General features: G+C 62.8%; 17 protein-coding genes. 5 read left to right on the top strand and 12 right to left on the bottom strand.

Annotated features, from left to right (window positions below; genetic code table 11):
- The first annotated feature begins 95 nt into the window (after positions 1-95).
- A complete protein-coding gene (locus AC0L2P_RS13535) occupies positions 96-578 on the top strand; it encodes a MarR family winged helix-turn-helix transcriptional regulator (protein ID WP_473501738.1) in 483 nt (160 codons plus the stop codon).
- Between the two features lie 156 nt (positions 579-734).
- Here the strand turns inward: AC0L2P_RS13535 and AC0L2P_RS13530 are convergent, their stop codons facing one another.
- The 3 genes from AC0L2P_RS13530 to AC0L2P_RS13520 form a co-directional block, all read right to left on the bottom strand.
- Positions 735-1,223 carry a nucleoside deaminase gene (locus AC0L2P_RS13530; protein ID WP_473501737.1) on the bottom strand — a complete coding sequence of 163 codons (489 nt, stop codon included), beginning with the start codon at positions 1,221-1,223 and terminating at the stop codon, positions 735-737.
- 169 nt (positions 1,224-1,392) lie between these two features.
- The gene (locus AC0L2P_RS13525) at positions 1,393-2,250 is read right to left on the bottom strand and encodes an EamA family transporter (protein ID WP_473501736.1); all 858 of its coding nucleotides are present in this window, start codon (positions 2,248-2,250) and stop codon (positions 1,393-1,395) included.
- Entirely contained in the window at positions 2,247-2,861 is a 615-nt protein-coding gene (locus tag AC0L2P_RS13520; protein WP_473501735.1) for a nitroreductase family protein, read from the bottom strand. The genes AC0L2P_RS13525 and AC0L2P_RS13520 overlap by 4 nt, the downstream gene beginning before the upstream one ends.
- A gap of 110 nt (positions 2,862-2,971) precedes the next feature.
- On the opposite strand from AC0L2P_RS13520, the gene AC0L2P_RS13515 reads away from it, so the two are divergent.
- Positions 2,972-3,889 (top strand): LysR family transcriptional regulator, encoded by a 918-nt coding sequence (locus AC0L2P_RS13515; RefSeq protein WP_473501733.1) that lies wholly within the window; start codon positions 2,972-2,974, stop codon positions 3,887-3,889.
- 112 nt (positions 3,890-4,001) lie between these two features.
- Positions 4,002-4,775 carry a FadR/GntR family transcriptional regulator gene (locus AC0L2P_RS13510; RefSeq protein ID WP_473501732.1) on the top strand — a complete coding sequence of 258 codons (774 nt, stop codon included), beginning with the start codon at positions 4,002-4,004 and terminating at the stop codon, positions 4,773-4,775.
- Positions 4,776-4,803: 28 nt separating this feature from the next.
- Here AC0L2P_RS13510 and AC0L2P_RS13505 read toward each other — a convergent pair whose 3' ends face one another.
- The 5 genes from AC0L2P_RS13505 to AC0L2P_RS13485 all read right to left on the bottom strand — a co-directional run bounded on the left by AC0L2P_RS13505 (position 4,804) and on the right by AC0L2P_RS13485 (position 10,175).
- A complete protein-coding gene (locus AC0L2P_RS13505) occupies positions 4,804-5,910 on the bottom strand; it encodes a Gfo/Idh/MocA family protein (RefSeq protein ID WP_473501731.1) in 1,107 nt (368 codons plus the stop codon).
- Positions 5,911-5,941: 31 nt separating this feature from the next.
- Positions 5,942-6,772: an ATP-binding cassette domain-containing protein gene (locus AC0L2P_RS13500; protein ID WP_473501806.1), complete on the bottom strand. Its 831-nt coding sequence runs from the start codon at positions 6,770-6,772 to the stop codon at positions 5,942-5,944.
- Between the two features lie 14 nt (positions 6,773-6,786).
- Positions 6,787-7,902, bottom strand: a complete 1,116-nt coding sequence (locus AC0L2P_RS13495) for an ABC transporter permease (protein WP_352456268.1) — start codon at positions 7,900-7,902, stop codon at positions 6,787-6,789.
- A gap of 251 nt (positions 7,903-8,153) precedes the next feature.
- The gene (locus AC0L2P_RS13490) at positions 8,154-9,122 is read right to left on the bottom strand and encodes a rhizopine catabolism ABC transporter substrate-binding protein (RefSeq protein WP_473501730.1); all 969 of its coding nucleotides are present in this window, start codon (positions 9,120-9,122) and stop codon (positions 8,154-8,156) included.
- A gap of 78 nt (positions 9,123-9,200) precedes the next feature.
- Positions 9,201-10,175 carry a polysaccharide deacetylase family protein gene (locus AC0L2P_RS13485; RefSeq protein ID WP_473501729.1) on the bottom strand — a complete coding sequence of 325 codons (975 nt, stop codon included), beginning with the start codon at positions 10,173-10,175 and terminating at the stop codon, positions 9,201-9,203.
- A 362-nt stretch (positions 10,176-10,537) separates the two neighbouring features.
- Here AC0L2P_RS13485 and AC0L2P_RS13480 point away from each other — a divergent pair, with 362 nt between their 5' ends.
- Together AC0L2P_RS13480 and AC0L2P_RS13475 are read left to right on the top strand one after the other, a co-directional pair.
- Positions 10,538-11,782 carry a DegT/DnrJ/EryC1/StrS family aminotransferase gene (locus AC0L2P_RS13480; protein WP_473501728.1) on the top strand — a complete coding sequence of 415 codons (1,245 nt, stop codon included), beginning with the start codon at positions 10,538-10,540 and terminating at the stop codon, positions 11,780-11,782.
- A 168-nt stretch (positions 11,783-11,950) separates the two neighbouring features.
- Positions 11,951-12,394 (top strand): SRPBCC family protein, encoded by a 444-nt coding sequence (locus AC0L2P_RS13475; RefSeq protein WP_473501727.1) that lies wholly within the window; start codon positions 11,951-11,953, stop codon positions 12,392-12,394.
- Between the two features lie 29 nt (positions 12,395-12,423).
- Here the strand turns inward: AC0L2P_RS13475 and AC0L2P_RS13470 are convergent, their stop codons facing one another.
- The 4 genes from AC0L2P_RS13470 to iolE all read right to left on the bottom strand — a co-directional run bounded on the left by AC0L2P_RS13470 (position 12,424) and on the right by iolE (position 15,764).
- Complete coding sequence (locus tag AC0L2P_RS13470) at positions 12,424-12,789, bottom strand: GFA family protein (RefSeq protein ID WP_473501726.1); 366 nt, start codon at positions 12,787-12,789, stop codon at positions 12,424-12,426.
- Positions 12,790-12,975: 186 nt separating this feature from the next.
- A complete protein-coding gene (gene mocR / locus AC0L2P_RS13465; RefSeq protein ID WP_473501725.1) occupies positions 12,976-14,442 on the bottom strand; it encodes a rhizopine catabolism transcriptional regulator MocR in 1,467 nt (488 codons plus the stop codon).
- Positions 14,443-14,446: 4 nt separating this feature from the next.
- Positions 14,447-14,653, bottom strand: a complete 207-nt coding sequence (locus AC0L2P_RS13460; protein ID WP_352453276.1) for a LacI family DNA-binding transcriptional regulator — start codon at positions 14,651-14,653, stop codon at positions 14,447-14,449.
- A gap of 199 nt (positions 14,654-14,852) precedes the next feature.
- Positions 14,853-15,764: a myo-inosose-2 dehydratase gene (iolE, locus tag AC0L2P_RS13455; RefSeq protein WP_473501724.1), complete on the bottom strand. Its 912-nt coding sequence runs from the start codon at positions 15,762-15,764 to the stop codon at positions 14,853-14,855.
- Positions 15,765-15,792 lie beyond the last annotated feature (28 nt).

Here is a 15,792-nt window from a genome sequence, read left to right as displayed (position 1 = left end):
CCAGGGATGCGCGTTGCGCTATTATCTTGCTGCAATGTTAGTAGATGTGATGTATCTTGATTGCAAGATGCTTTTTTGCCAAGGGAATATCTGCCATGGATCGTGCCGAGGCCGCAGCTAAGGCATGGGCCCGCGAGCGCCCCGATCTTCCGTTGCTACCTGTTGAAACGGTAGGTCGTCTGCTTGATGCCGCTGCGCGGGTTATCCGCGATCACATGAACCCGTTGCTCAAAGATGCAGGCCTGAACGTAGGTGAATTCGATGTGCTCACGCCGCTCAGGCGCGCCGGTGAACCCTATATGCTCTCACCCACTCAGCTCTACGAATCGGCAATGATCTCCTCGGGCGGCATGACGAGCCGCCTGGACCGGCTGGAGCGCGCCGGGCTGATTGAACGACGCCCCGATCCCAACGACCGGCGCGGCAAGCAAATTGCGCTGACGACTGGTGGCAAGCGCGCGATAGACGATTTGATCGGTCCAATGGCGGCGCTGGAAGGGCAACTAATCTCCGTGCTGACGGCGGCGGAGCAGGAAACTCTTAATGCTCTACTTAAGAAATTGCTGACAGGCCTTTAAATTAGAATGGTTTGATCGCCTCACAGAAACGCCGAACCCTATCTTTTCGTTTTGACGCAATTCCGAGCGGAAAGCCGTTTCACACTTTCCTGGAATTGCACAGGTCGTTGTCCACGTCGGCAGTCGCCTCTACCTCTGAATCAATGAGGGCTGACCCTACTTGTCTTTCCAGAATTCGGCCTGGAGTTGCGCCGCTTCGTCGGCAAGCAGCGGTCCGACGACTTCAGTCGGACGCTGCCCAGCTTCGAAGACGATCCTGCAGGGCAGATCGAGCGTGGGATTCTCGACATGTGCACCCGTCAACGCCTTGAGGTCATGTTCGCTCTGGCCAAAGACGACCCGTCCGATGCCCGCCCAATAGATTGTCCCGGAGCACATCGCGCAAGGTTCGGCCGAAGTGTAGAGTGTGCAGGAGGCCAGCTTTTCGAGACTGACGTTCATCCCTGCCCACGAGGCCAGCAGCCTTTCGGCATGAGCGGTGCGGTCGCCCCCGCCGGCTTTGTAAGCGTTGGGCTGCTCGCGCAACACATTGCCGTCCTTGTCGGCGAGGAGCGAACCAAAGGGGTGTTCGCCAGCATCGCGGGCCTTGCGCGCGACTTCGAACGCCTGACGGAGCAGGCGCTCATCATAGGGGCGTTGTGGCATCGGCGGATTCTCCGGCTATGCCGCTGGACCATAGTGCCGAACGATCCGCCGACACAAGTCGGCGGCCTAAAACGCGTCGCGTTCGACCGGCCTCATGCTACGCGCTTCAGGTTCTTGTTTTGATGCATGTCGTATCGCAAAACCGCTGCACAGTTTTGCGCGACATGCATCAGGACTCGTTGCGATTCGGGCGTTGAGCCAGCCAGATGCTGCCGATGACGAAAACGACGCCGGCGATCTGAGGCAAGGTCAGCGTCTGGTCCAGGAATACCCACCCAAGCAGCACCGCGGTCACCGGGCTGAGGAAAAGCAGCGACGACACCACTGCAGATTCCAGTCGCGCAATGCCCCGGAACCAGAGGACATAGGTCAACGCCGCACCGATCAGGCCGAGCCACGCCAGTCCAAGCAGGTTGGCCGCGGTCGGGAGCGGGATGGACGGTTCGAAAAGCAGCGTCACCGGAACGAGAAGCAGACCACCGGCAGTCAGCTGCCATGCCGTAAAGGTAAGCAGCGATACCGGCGGTTGCCACCTACGGGCCAATACGCTTCCGAAGGCCATGGAGGCCGCCCCGGCGAGGCCGGCGGCAACGCCGACCGCATCGAGCGTCGCGTTCGGGGTCAGCACCAGCAATGCGACACCGGCGATGCCGACAAGGGCGGCGACGATCGCTAACGGTCGGACAGCGCTGGCAAGCAGGGCAGCGGCAAGGAAAATCACCATTAACGGCTGGACCGACAGCACCGTCGCGGCGACCCCGCCAGGAAGGCGGTAGGCGGCGACAAACAACATGCTCAGGAAGATCGAGATGTTGAGGGCTCCGAGGACGAAACTGCGCAGCCACCAGATGCCCGTTGGCAGTTGCCGAACGATCGCCAGCAGCAGCAATCCGGCGGGCAAGGCACGCAGCATTGCAACCGTCATCGGCGAAAAGTTGGGCAGGAACTGGGTGGTGACGATATAGGTGCTGCCCCATATCGCGGGTGCAACGGCTGTAAGCAACAGATCGAAACGGCGCGTTTTCATAAGATTTCCAGTACTTCGGCAAGAGCGCGGCGCGGCTTTTGCGGCCAGTTTCCGGGCGCGGCGCGGCCGACCGCGATGAGCATCACCGGCACTTCATTCAGTCCAAGGCCGAACTCGCGCGCCACGCCTTCGGCATCGAAGCCTCCCATCGGACCAGCGACGAGCCCCAGCGCTTCGGCTGCGAAAATCAGCGTTGCAGCGCCAAGCGTTGCCGAGCGCACCGCTTCGTCGCGGGCTGCCTGAGGATCGGCATATTGTGCGCGGGCGCCTTCCTGCCAGCCCGAAGCCATATCCGCCGGCATGAAGCCGGCTTCGACGAAAGGACGCAGCTTGGCATCGAGGGCGGCGTGGTCGGGCAGTACGCCGCAGACGATGAAGGTGACGGCTGCTTCCTGCACCTTGGCCTGGCCGTGGGCCACGCTGCGCAACCGCGCCTTTGCTTCCGGCGTCCGCACCGCGATGAACCGCCAATTCTGAAGGTTGTAGGCGCTTGGCGCGCGTGTTGCGAGACGTGCCAGTTCCTCGACCTCGGCATCCGTCAATGCGTGCGAGGCATCGAACCGATTGGCCGACATGCGTCGCTCGATAAGGGAGATTGTGGGGTTCGTCATCATGTCATTCCGAAATTGAGTAAGCCGTTCGGACAGCAGATAGAGAATTTACCACGGAGCGATAATATGCAACAATTGCAAGACATTGTTTACTGAAAGAGAATGGTGCGATGGATCGCCTGACCGCGTTGCAGGTTTTCCGCCAAGTGGCGGAACTGAACAGCTTCGCCGAAGCCGGGCGGCGGCTGGGTCTCTCTCCTCCGGCGGTCAGCAAGAACATCGCAGAGCTGGAGGCGCATCTGGGTGTGCGGCTCATCAATCGGACGACGCGGCGTATGGCACTTACCCAAGAGGGCAGGATCTATCTCGAGCATGTCACGCAGGGGCTCGATGCGCTGGCCAGGGCCGACCAGGTCCTCGGTCCGATCAAGACCGCGCCGAGCGGCACGTTGCGGGTCAGCGCGCCAATGACCGTCACGTTGACCCGGCTTTCGGCTGCCATCCCCGCGTTTCTATCGCGCTATCCCGATTTGAAACTCGACCTGCACCTTGACGACAGGCGCGTCGATATCGTGCGCGAGGGATTTGACCTTGCCATTCGCGGCAGCGACAATCTCGAGGATTCCAGCCTGGTCGCGAGAAAGCTTGCGGTCATGCCGCACGTGCTTTGCGCAGCTCCGGCCTATTTCGACAAGCATGGCCGGCCACAAACGCCTGCCGATTTGAAGGCGGCCAATTGCATCCGGTTCAGCCTCTCGGGACATGCGGACATATGGGAGTTCGGCAAGGACGGCCGCAGCGAGCGGATCGCCATCGACGGACGATATTCGGTGTCCTCAAGCCTTGCCGTGCGCGATGCGCTGCGCGCCGGCTTCGGCGTCAGCCTGATCCCCCATCCCTATGTCGAGAGCGACCTGAAAGCAGGCCGGTTGCAATCGGCCCTGGATGACTGGGACAAGGTCGAAACCACACTCTACGCGGTCTATCCGACACGGCAGCATCTTGCCCCGAAAATCCGCGTCTTCCTTGATTTCCTGATCGAGGAATTCAGTCGGGACAATGAGAAGTCGTTTGCCGCTCCCGCGTGAACGGCCGGCAAAGCGCGGTGCCGGCGAGGCGACGGATGCGGAAAACCAAACGAAGATATTGCCGTCGATTTCATCTCCTTGACACGCCCCCAAATCCGGACTTTGTGGAGCCATGCAGGACGCGAAGCCGGATAAGGGAAAGACAGCGGCCGAGGCTTTCGCCGAACGCACCAGCGGTGTCCGCCGGGCCGATGCGGCACGCATGCCGGGGACGAGCGTGCATGCGTCGCTCGCCAACGAGATCGGGCTGAGGATCGTGCGCGGCGACTATCCGCCGGGAACCATCCTGCCCAACGAAGCCAAATGGTCGGAGACCTTCGACGTCAGCCGCTCGGCGGTGCGCGAAGCCATCAAGATGCTGATGGCGAAGAGCTTGCTGTCGTCACGTCCCAAAATCGGCAGTTGGGTCGAGCCCAAGGAGCGCTGGAACCTGCTCGATCGCGACGTGCTGGCCTGGTATGCGACCTCGCCGGACCGCGAGGTGTTCCTGAGAACCGTGCAGGAGTTCCGCCACATCATCGAGCCGGAGGCCTCGGCCTTTGCCGCCATGCGGCGCACCGACGAGCAGATGGCCGAGATCAGCCAGGCCTGCCGCGAGATGGGCGAAGCGACCAACCTGCAGGAGCGCACGCGCGCCGACACGCGGTTTCATCTCGCCATCCTGCGCGCCTCGGGTAACGATCTGCTGGTGCCGCTCGGCGTGCTGATAGAATCGGCATTCGATCATCTGTTTGCCTATACGACGCGGGAACTCGACGATTTGCAGCATGCGCAGAGGCTGCATGAGGCAATCGAGAAGAGTATCCGCCTGCAGCGGCCGGACGCGGCGCGCAATGCGGTGCGCAAGCTGTTGGCCAATACCGACGAGGTCATCAAGTCCAGGTAGCTGCCGTTCGGCTCTAGATTTTGAGCGCTTAGTCGAACGGTGCGGTCGCGAGATGCTGCCAGGTCAGGCCGAGGAGCAGCTCTTGGTCGCGGGCGGCGTGTTCGGGCGGGTTGACGACGGCATCGCCATTGACGATTGCCGCCCAGAAGCCACGCATCTCCTCGACGAAGGCTTCGGCATAGCCGGCACGCAAATCTTTCTTCGACAATGTGTGACCGTCCGAGGTCGTCACCGTCAGCCGGGTCGGATGATGGCTGAGCCAGGGCGAGGGGAATTCGAGCTCCAGGCTGGCATCGTCGAAGAACAGCGTGATCCGCTCCTTGTATTCGGCGAGCTTCGGCACGGTAAGATGGGTCATGGTCCACAGCGCCTGTCCGTCCAGCAGCTTGACGGCGCCCTGGCCGCCGTCGCCATTGGCGAAGATCTGCGCGCCGACGACCTCGCCGTCCGGCACGCCGAGCGCGTCGAGCAGGCCATGGACGGCATTGACGTCGTGAATCAAGGCCGAGCTGTAAGCGCCGGTAAATCCACGGAAAGCGAGCTTGGTCACGGGAACACCGATGGCGTGTTCGACCTGGCGCTTCTGCCTGGCGGCGACAGCAGCGATCATGTCGTTCGGGATATCGGTGCCGCGCCTGTAGGGCTGATGGGCTATGAACGGCCAGGCGTCGGGGTCATTCACTTCCACCGAGACCGCGCGCAGCGTGCTCGATGTGCCAGGCAGCGAAGCGAGCGCAAGCCGGTAGCTCGGATCGAAGCGCTTCATATAGCCGACCTGAACGATTTTCCTGGCGGCGTCGCGTGCGGCGACGATCTCGGCGATTTCCGCCAGTGAATAGCAGAGCGGCTTTTCGCAAAAGACATGCAGGCCGCGCGCCAACGCCGCCAGGACCTGTTCGTGATGCAGTGGGTCCGGCGAGCCGATCACCACTGCGTCGAGGCGCTGGTCGAAGAGCTGGTCGATCGTTTCGAAATTGGCAATGCCATGGGTGTCGGTGACGAACTGCCGCGAAATCCTCGAGGGATCGGCGACCCCGACCAGCTCGAACAATTCACCGAGACGCAGCAGATTGGGGATATGCTCGACCTGCGAGATCATGCCGGCGCCGACGACCGCGACGCGTAACCTGCTCATGCCATCATTCCCCGCAATGTCGATTGTCAGCTCAAGGCGCCGCAGGCGGCCGGTTGCCGATCTGGGCGAGCAGGCCGGCAATCTCCGCCTCGACCGCCTTCAGATCCTCGCCGCCCGACATGATCGAGATGACCTCGTCGCGCGAGATGTCCGATTTGGCGTAGGTGCCGCGATTGCGGCCGCGGTTGAGTAGTGTGAAGGTGTCGCCGACCGGATAGGCATGGTGGATGTTGTGGCTGATGAAGATCACGGCCAGGCCTCGCATGCGCGCTTCGATGATGAACTTCAGCACCATTGCCGCCTGGTGGACGCCGAGTGCGGAGGTCGGCTCGTCGAGGATCAGAACGCGCGCGCCAAAATGCACGGCGCGTGCGATCGCTACCGACTGGCGCTCCCCGCCCGACAGCGTGCCGACGGCTTGCGTCGGGTCGCGCACGTCGATGCCGATATCGGCCATCGCCTGCCTGGCAATGGTGTTGGCGCGCTCCTTGTCGATGCGCGAGAAGGGCAGGCTGCTTTTGGTCGGCTCGCGGCCGAGGAAGAAGTTGCGGGTGATCGACATCAGCGAGATCATGCCGAGGTCCTGGAACACCGTTGCAACGCCGAGCTCCTGCGCGTCGCGCGGGCTGCGGAAGGTGACCGGCTTGCCGTCGACCAGGATTTCGCCCTTGCTCGGCCGGTAGACGCCGGACAGAACCTTGATCAGCGTCGACTTTCCGGCGCCGTTATCGCCGAGCAGGCAATGGACTTCGCCCGGATAAACCTTGATGTCGATGTCCTGGAGGGCGCGCACCGAGCCGAAATTGACGCTGACGCCGCGCAGTTCCATTGCCGGTTCGGTCGTTCGGGCCGGTTCGCTCATTTGGGCTGGCGCAGTCATTTGCCACCTCCGCGTCCCAGCGCCTTCAGCCTGATGTAGTTGTTGACCAGCACGGCCATCAGGATGACGATGCCGAGGAAGACCTTGAACCAGTCGGTGTCGATGCCGGTGTAGAAGATGCCCATCTGCACCAGTCCGAAGATCAGCGCCCCGAACAGCACGCCATAGACTGTGCCGTAGCCGCCGGTGAGCAGCACGCCGCCGATGACGGCGGCGATGATCGCCTCGAATTCCTTGAGCAGGCCGCGTGTGGTGTCGGCGGAGCCCGCCTCCATCACCTGGATGGTGGCAAGCAGCGTCGCCGCGCAGGCGGTGTAGACGAACAGGCTGATCTTGACGCGATCGACCGGCACGCCGACGTTGCGGGCTGCGATCAGGTCGCCACCGGTAGCGAAGATCCAGTTGCCGTACTTCGTCTGGGTGAGCACGTAGCCGGCCAGCGCCGTCAGGCCGAGCCACCAGACGATCGACATCGGAATGCCGGCGACGAAGGGAATGCCGTCGCTGCGAGTGGCGATCCAGCCTTGCGCGCCCATCCAGTGGAACAGGCCGGTGAGCAGATGACCGTTGAAAATGCCGGCCGTCGCCGGGTCCGGTGCGCCTTCGAGGATGTAGGGGATCTGGGTGCGGCCGGTGACGGCGCGGGTGATGCCGATCGACAGTCCGCGCAGGATATAGAGCGTGGCGAGCGTGACGATGAAGGAGGGCAGGCGCGTCTTCACCACGATCAGGCCGTTGAGATAGCCGGTGAGGATGGCGACGGCGAAGGCACAGGCAATGCCGCCCCATAGCGGCAGGCCCCAGTATTTCACCGTCAGCCCGATGACGACGCCAGCAAAGCCGACCATGGAGCCGACCGAAAGATCGAACTCGCCGGCGATGATGAGAAGTGCCGCCGCGGTGGCGACGATGCCGAGCTCCGCCGACAGCGTCAGGAAGGTCATCGATCCCTGCAGCGAATAGAGGTTCGCCGCGCCCGGCAGCAGGGCAAAGATGATGATCGTCGCAAGCAGCCCACCAGCGGCACCGGCTTCCGGCCGGCGCAGCCACTGGGTCAGCTTGCCGGTGCTGGCCAGCCGCTCGTCGGCGCCGGCGGCCCGCTTCGATGTCATGCCGAAGCGGTCGGTCGCCTTCAGTTCACCCGAAGATATCGCTTTGTCTTCCACGACCGCCATTAGGCTCTCCAATCGCTCAATTCGCAATCTTCGAACGCAACGGGAGAGCGCTGGCCGCATTCTCCCGTTCCGTCGGAGCGCTCGCCTAAAAGCGCGTCGCGTTCGACCGGCCTCATGCGACGCGCTTTATTCTTGTTTTGATGCATGTCGTTACCGCAAAACCGCTGCACACTTTTGCGCGACATGCATTAGCGGATGCCCTCTTTGGCGAGCGCCAGGATCGCCTTGGCTTTTTCCGGCGAGTCTATGAACAGCGGTCCGGTATAGGAATTGTTCTGCGGCCAGAAGCCGTGCGTCGCCTGCTCGACCAGATAGATCACCGGCAGGTAGCCCATCAGATATTGCTGGGCGTCCATGCCGAAGCCCATTTCGCCGGCGACGACAGAGTCGAGAACCTCGGGGCTGATGTCGAACGTGTAGAGCTTGAGCTTGCCGAACAGTTCCTTGTCGCGGAACATCGGGATCAGCGGGTTGGCGGCCGTGGCGCCAAGCGCAAAGACGGCCTGCGTGTCGGGATGTGCCGACAGATAGGCTTCGGTGCGGCGCTGGATGTCGGCCGGATCCGGCGCCACGGCCAGAACCTCGGTGCCGCCGCCGGAGGGCTTCAGCCCGTCATTGAGCCCCTGGCAGCGCTGGTCGAGGCTGACGTTGCCGACCTCGTGGTTGATACAGACGACCTTCAGCGTGCCTTCCTTGGCCAGCCGCTCGCCGGCCTTCTTGCCGGAATCATATTCGGAAACGGTGCCGACATAGAGCGTCGTGCCGAGCTCGGCGCCTTCCTTTTCGCCGGAATCCAGAACCACCATGGGAATATTGGCGGCAAGCCCGGATTTGACAGATTTGCCGAGCGCATTGGCGTCGGCGATGGAGACGGCGATGCCGTCCGGCTTGGTGGCAATGGCGGCATCGAGAAGCCGGGCCTGCTCGACCACGTCGAAGACCTGCGGCGCGTAATATTCGACCTTGGCGCCGGTCAGCGCCGCCGCGTCATCGACGCCGCGCTTGACCACCGACCAGTAGGGATCGGACGCCGACCCATGCACCACGAAGGTAATGTGGACGTCCTTCGGATCCTTGAGGCCCGCGGCCTGCGCAATGCCTGTCATCAGGCCCGCCGAGACAAAGGCGCCCAATGCCACTTTTAGAAGAGTTTTCATCTTATTCTCCCATTTATCGTTGCAGTTCCAATCCCTTGTCCAATCCCTTTGGCGCCGTTTTCGGTCGCGACGATCGGCTCATGTCGCGGATCGGGTGGCCGCTTTGCGGGCCTTTGCCGACGCTAATCGCTGTTCGCCCGCGGTGTCTCCGCGGCTTGTTGTTGTTGATCGCCCGGCCGAGAGTGTTGCGCGAAGCTCCTCGCGCAACGGCTTCATGCCGATGACTTCGATCGGCTGCGCGGCGAGCCAGTCGCGAAAGCCCTGGTCGCGGAACAGCTCGTACTCTTCGCTGCGGATATAGGCGGAGCGCGGCTCGATCAGCTCGAGTTCACCGGGCGCGTTGCAATGCAGGCAAAAGAAGGTCAGGCCTTCGCGCACGCCCTCGATGAGCGCTTTGTAGGCGGGCTCGATCGGCTTGGAACGCGGCCGGCCCCAGGTCGTCTGGATCGCGGTGTCGAAAATGGCAAAGCCGCCGGCACGGGCCAGTGCCACGCCGCGCTGGAATGCCTCCTCGGTGACGCCGACCAGATTGTCGTTGGGGGAATAGGCGGACAGTGTCCTGGTCAGCAGCACAGGCAGCTGATATTCGAGCCCGAGCTTGATGTAGATGTCGCAAAATTCCGGCGACAATGCCGCGCCCATATGCGCGTCGAGATGGGTGACGTCAATGCCGGCGCGATAGGCGTTGTCGATCTGGGCGCGAAGCTCGGCCTCGACCGCCTGCGGCACCGCCTTGCGGCGCGTGGCCGCCACGTCGGGCCAGAAGAAGCCGAACTCGTCGGTCAGACCGGCCGCTCGCGACGGCGCAGTCAACGGCCGCCATTTATAGTGCTGCTTCTCGCTGTTCAGCGTCAGATGGACGCCGAGGTCGAGGCCAGGGTCGGCGGCGGCGCTTTCGGCCATTTCGAGGAACCAGGGGCACGGCACCATCACCGCGCCGGAACTGCAGACACCCAGCGCGCTCAATTCGAGAAAGGCGCTGTTGGCGCCATGGCACATGCCGACATCGTCCTCGTGGAGCACGAGCCGCTTGCTGGAGCCGGCCGCGTTCACGAATGGCCGCCTTTCCGCCGGCACGCCGGTTTCGAGGGTCTTCCAAAGTGTGTCCCGTATTTCATGGAACCAACCGTTTGCCAACTGGCCGGAATGGAACGCCGAAAGCTGGGTTTCCGACAGGGCCACTTTGGCGAATTCGGATGGGTACGATTTGCCTGCCGGCTGAGACACTTAGCTGCCGATTTCCCAAATCAGGGTTCAAAACCACTCATCGGAACCGTCTTTCGGGCCCAGATGGCTTGGTCGAATTGCGGCGGAGTGGTTCTTTCAAACTGTGCCGACAAGCCTACAGCTGTCCACACCATCAAGCGACCACATTATCAAGTGACCCAAATTACCAAGTAAGTTGGAGGCCTGTCATGTACACCGCCGGCGAAGAGGAAATCGAAGCCATTGCCAGGGTGATCCGCTCGGGCGCGTTGTTTCGTTACGGCAAGGACAGCGAATGCGACCGCTTCGAGGCACGCTATGCGCGGCATCTCGGCGTCGAGCATTTCGCGCTGGCCGCCAGCGGCACCTATGGGCTTGCGGCCGGCCTGATCGGGCTCGGCATCGGCCCCGGCGACGAAGTTCTGGTGCCTGCGCACACCTATATGGCGACCGCGACCGCGGTGCTGTCGGTCGGGGCAATTCCCGTCATCGTCGACATCGACGAGAGCCTGACCATCGATCCCGTCGCCTTGCGCGACGCCATCGGCCCGCGCACCAGGGCGATCATCCCGGTGCATATGTGGGGCGCGGCCTGCAACATGAATGCGATCATGGACATTGCTGTCAGGCGCGGCTTGCTGGTGCTGGAGGATGTCTGCCAGGGCATCGGCGGCGGCTACGAGGGCCGCAAGCTCGGCTCGGTCGGCCATGCCGGCGCCTATTCCTTCAACTACTTCAAGAATATGACCTCGGGCGAGGGCGGTGGAATCGCTACCAGCGACCCGAAAGTGGCGGAGCGGGCGCGCTGCACCATCGACCCTTGCCATTTCTATTGGCAGGGCAGAAGCGATAGCATCAAACCCTTCGCCGGCATCGGCGCGCGTGCTTCCGAACTGATGGGGGCGATGCTCAACGTCCAGCTCGATCGACTGGACGGCATCATCGAGGCGATGCGGGCCGAGAAGAAGAAGGTGCTGGCCGGCACCCGCCATCTCGGCAATCTCGGCCTGACGCCATCGCCGATGAACAGCCCGGACGACGATTGCGCTGCACAGGTGATGTACCTGCTGCCGAGCGAGCAGGCTGCGCAGACTTTTTCGAAGACCATTCCGAGCGTCGTTGCCGGCAAGACCGGCCGTCACAATTTCACCCAGTGGGACCAGGTGCTGATGCATGAAGGCGCGCATCATCCGGCGCTCAATCCTTATGCATTGCCCGAGAACCAGGGCCTGCGACTGGATTACGCCGACGACCTCGGCAAGCGCTCGCTCGACATTCTCAACCGCACGGTGATGGTCGCCATGAACCCGGCGCACAGCGATACCGACATTCAGGACATGATCCACAACATCGACGCGGCGGCGCGGGTGGCGCTGGAGAATGCTTCGCTGGATGATGTCGAATTGCGCAAGGCGGCACCGGTTGATCTACAGAAGTTCGACAGTGTGAACTAGACCAGTTCCGACGCGATTTGCTACCCTGCGGCCGAGTTCCCTGTCCGGCGGCCGGGCGAGGATTCCGGCCGGCATAACCGGTCGTCAAAAAATCCGCAGGCCCGTGTCGGATAGGCCGGGCTCCGCTCGTCCTAGGGGCATCGATCACCAACATGGAGGATTAACGATATGCCCGGCACCGTACGTCTGCACCGCGTTCTGACAACCAGCCCGGAGAAAGTCTACCGCGCGTTCCTCGAAGCGGATGCACTTGCGAAATGGCTTCCGCCGAACGGCTTCACCTGCACGGTTCATCACTTCGAGGCGAAAGTCGGCGGTACATTCAAAATGTCGTTCCGCAACTTCACCACCGGCGGCAGCCACTCGTTCGGCGGCGAATATGTCGAGCTCGTGCCCAATGAGCAGCTGCGCTACACCGACCGGTTCGACGACCCCAACCTGCCCGGCGAGATCGAGGTGACCGTGACATTGAAGAAAGTTTCCGTCGGCACCGAAGTGAATATCACGCAGGCCGGTATTCCAGACGTCATCCCGGTTGAGGCCTGCTATCTCGGCTGGCAGGAGTCGCTGCGAAATCTGGCGAAACTCGTCGAACCCGAGATCAACCAGTAAGATAAAGCTGCCCTGGCGGGTTGGCGTCGCTAACCGGAAACCCAGGGATGACGCCGTTCTTCCCACCCAACATGCGCCGGCGCCGGAAACGCGGGGTCGGCGAAGCAGCCGACCGCGACGGCGATCCATTCAGGCTTTCGGTCGGGCTCCCAGAAGACGCTCGAGCCGCAGCCCGGGCAGAAATGGAAAGTGACGTGATGGCCGCTCCGAGCCGATCGCCTGTAGGTATTGGCGTCGCCTTCGGCTTTTACCTTGTCTCGCGCGAAGAAGGCCGCGACGCCATATGTGCTGCCGGTCCGTTTCTGGCAGTCGAGGCAGTGGCATTGCGCGACCAGTCGCGGGTCTCCTTCACAGGAGATCCTCAGTTGCCCGCAGGCACAGGATGCGGTTCTCATTGCAGTCCTCACGGTCAGACGAGTGCGTTGCTCCGCCAATTTCGGCGGTTGGCTTCTGGTTTTCGGGGAGATTCGGCCTTGTGAGTGGCTCCCTGCGCAAACGTGGCGAAGGACCAGGACCGATGCCGTATTTCTAATCGCCTCGGGCGAATGTTGCAACCGCGGTGAACGAGATGACGCGCTTGCCTAGCTTCTGTCCAACCTCAGAAACGCGGCGCGCAGGGCAAGCACGGCGCGCAGGATCTGGCGTTCGTCCATCGCCGCATAGCCGAGCAGCAGGCCGTGTTCGGGTTCAGTGGAATGGTAGTTGATGGAAATGCCCTGGACGTCGAGCCCTTCCTTGACAGCGGCGGCGACCACGTCGCTGTCCTTATAGGGCCTGACGAAGCTCGCCAGCAGCTGCATGCCGGAATCGTTTTCCGTGACGGTCAGCCATTCCGCCAGATGCTCCTGGCACAGCTTGACGAAGTTCGCCTGCCGACGTGCATAGAGCCGGCGCATGCGCTTGAGGTGCGTGGCGAAATAGCCCTGCGTGATGAAGTCGTTGACCGTTGCCTGCAGGATCAGGGGCGCGAACTGGCCGGTGATGCTGACCGCCCGGTCGAACGGCACCGACAATTCGCGCGGCACGATCAGATAGCCGATGCGCAGCGCCGGGATCAGCGTCTTGCCGAAGCTGCCGATATAGACGACGCGGTCGGAATGATCGAGCCCGCGCAGCGCCGGCACCGGCCGGCCGCGGAACCGGTATTCGCCGTCATAGTCATCCTCGACGATCCAGGCGCCGTTGCGTTCGGCGATGTCGAGCAACTGCAACCGCTCCTCGATGCGCATGATGGTGCCGAACGGCCATTGGCAGGATGGCGTCACATAGATCAGCCGCGGCGGCGGCAGCTCCGGATCGGCAAGATGCCAGCCGCGCCTGTCGACCTTCAACGGTGCTAATCTGGCGCCGCTGGCGAGAAAGGCGCTCTTGGCGCCGAGATAGCCGGGCTCTTCCATCCAGACATGGTCGCCTTCGTCCATCAGCACGCGCGAGACGAGATCGAGCGCTGCTTGCGCACCGGTGACGATGATCACCTGGTCGGCGGTGCAGCTGATGCCGCGCGACAGGCCGATGGTCGAGGCAATGGCCTGACGCAGACCGGGGTGGCCGGCAAAGGAGAGATAACCCAGCAGGCTCTCGTCGCGGCTGCGTGCATTGCGCACCAGAAGGCTTGACCAGATGGTGAACGGAAAAGATGCCGTTTCGGGCACGCCGGGATGGAAATTGATGACGCCGGCATTGCGTGGCGGTTGCGGGCCGTTGACGATGGTCTGGCCACGCCGCGACAGTTTTTGCGGCGCTGCCAGTCCGGCGCGCAGGGACGCCAAGGGGCGGTTCTGCTGGATCGGTGCGACCCAGGTGCCCGATCCGGCACGCGCCTCGATGAAACCTTCGGCGAGGAGCTGGTCATAGGCGGCGATGACGGTGTTGCGCCCGACCTTCAGATCTTCGGCCAGCGAGCGCGTCGACGGCAACAGCGTGTTCTGCGGGATTTGGCCGTCAAGGATGAAGCGTCGCAAGGCGCCGTAGATCTGACGATGCATCGGTTCTTCCGAAGCGCGGTCGACCGACATGATGTCGAGGGAAAGGCGCATGTGGTCGGCCAAGGCACTATCCCCCGACGAACCGGGCGGCGCGGGCGATCTTTTCCTCGTTGAGCCGGCAGACGGTATCTAGCACCAGTCGCCTGGTTTCGGGCCGGATCTCGCGGCTGTTCTTCAGCGCGCGATGCACGGTGGCGGCGCCAAGTTCCGCCTTCTCGGCGATCTCCCGGATGGTGCAAAGCCGTTCCATGCCAAGCGCAGCTTCGAAAGCCATGTCGCTCCTCCTCGGTTGCATCAAGGCACGGCTTCCGGCCGGCCTCAAGCTTGAAAGTCGGGGTTTGAAATCCACAGCCGGGATTCTGCGATCCGCGCCGCGCAGGGAGCAAGACGGCGCGGATCGCCGGGCGCTTTCGCGTCGCTAACCCCATTGAGGCGCGCGCCCATTGTGTTCCTCCGGCTCGCATGCGGGCCGGTCAGTCTGCCTGCCGCGTCGCCACTTCGAAGCCGGCTTGGCGGGCGGTGGCGAGCAGCGAGAAATAGCCCTTGCTGGCATAGGTCAGCGGATGCGCCTTGGCCGGATCCTGCTCGGCCTCGACAACGATCCAACCTTCATAGCCGCGCGCGGCGAGGGGTTTCAGCAATGACAGGAAATCGACCGAGCCGTCGCCGGGCACGGTAAAAATGCCTTCCAAAACGGCCGCCATGAAGCTCATGTCCTCGCGGCGTGCCTTTTCCAGCACCGCCCTGCGAATATCCTTGCAATGGAAATGCACGATACGGTCGAGATGCCGCTGCAACAGCGATTGCGGCTCGCCGCCCGAAAACAGGCAGTGGCCGGTATCGAACAAAAGGCCGACGCTTCGGTCCGTCGCCGCCATCAGCCTGTCGACTTCATCGTCCGTCTCGACGATGGTGCCCATGTGGTGGTGGAAGGCCATGCCGACCCCGAATGCGGCCATGCGCTCGGCGAGGGCGGTCAGTTTCTCGCCATAGGCCCGCCAGTCGCCGTCGCCGAGGCGCGGACGCTCGGAGATCGGTGCGAAAATGCCGTCGTGGCGACCGCGCGAGGTATCGGCATAGACGGCGACCTCGGCGCCAAGGTCGCGCAGCAACGTCAAATGCGGCGTAATCGCCGCGAATTCCTCGTCGACCGTGCGGTCGAGAATGCGGCCATCATACCAGCCGGAGACGAGTTCCAGGCCATAGGAGGACAGGATTGGGCCAAGCACATCAGCCTGGCGCGGAAATTTGCCGCCGAGTTCGGTGCCGCGGTAGCCGGCCTGCGCCGTTTCCGCCAGACAGGTCTCCAAGGGCGTATCGCCGCCAAGTGCGGGAACATCGTCATTGCTCCAGGTGATGGGATTGATGCCGATCTTGACCGTCATGACGCCAGGCTTTTGCGGGCTTGGGAAT

This window comes from Mesorhizobium sp. WSM4836 (genome assembly GCF_055811815.1).
The sequence above is the reverse complement of the archived record's forward strand: the minus strand, read 5'-3'. Positions and strand labels throughout refer to the sequence as shown.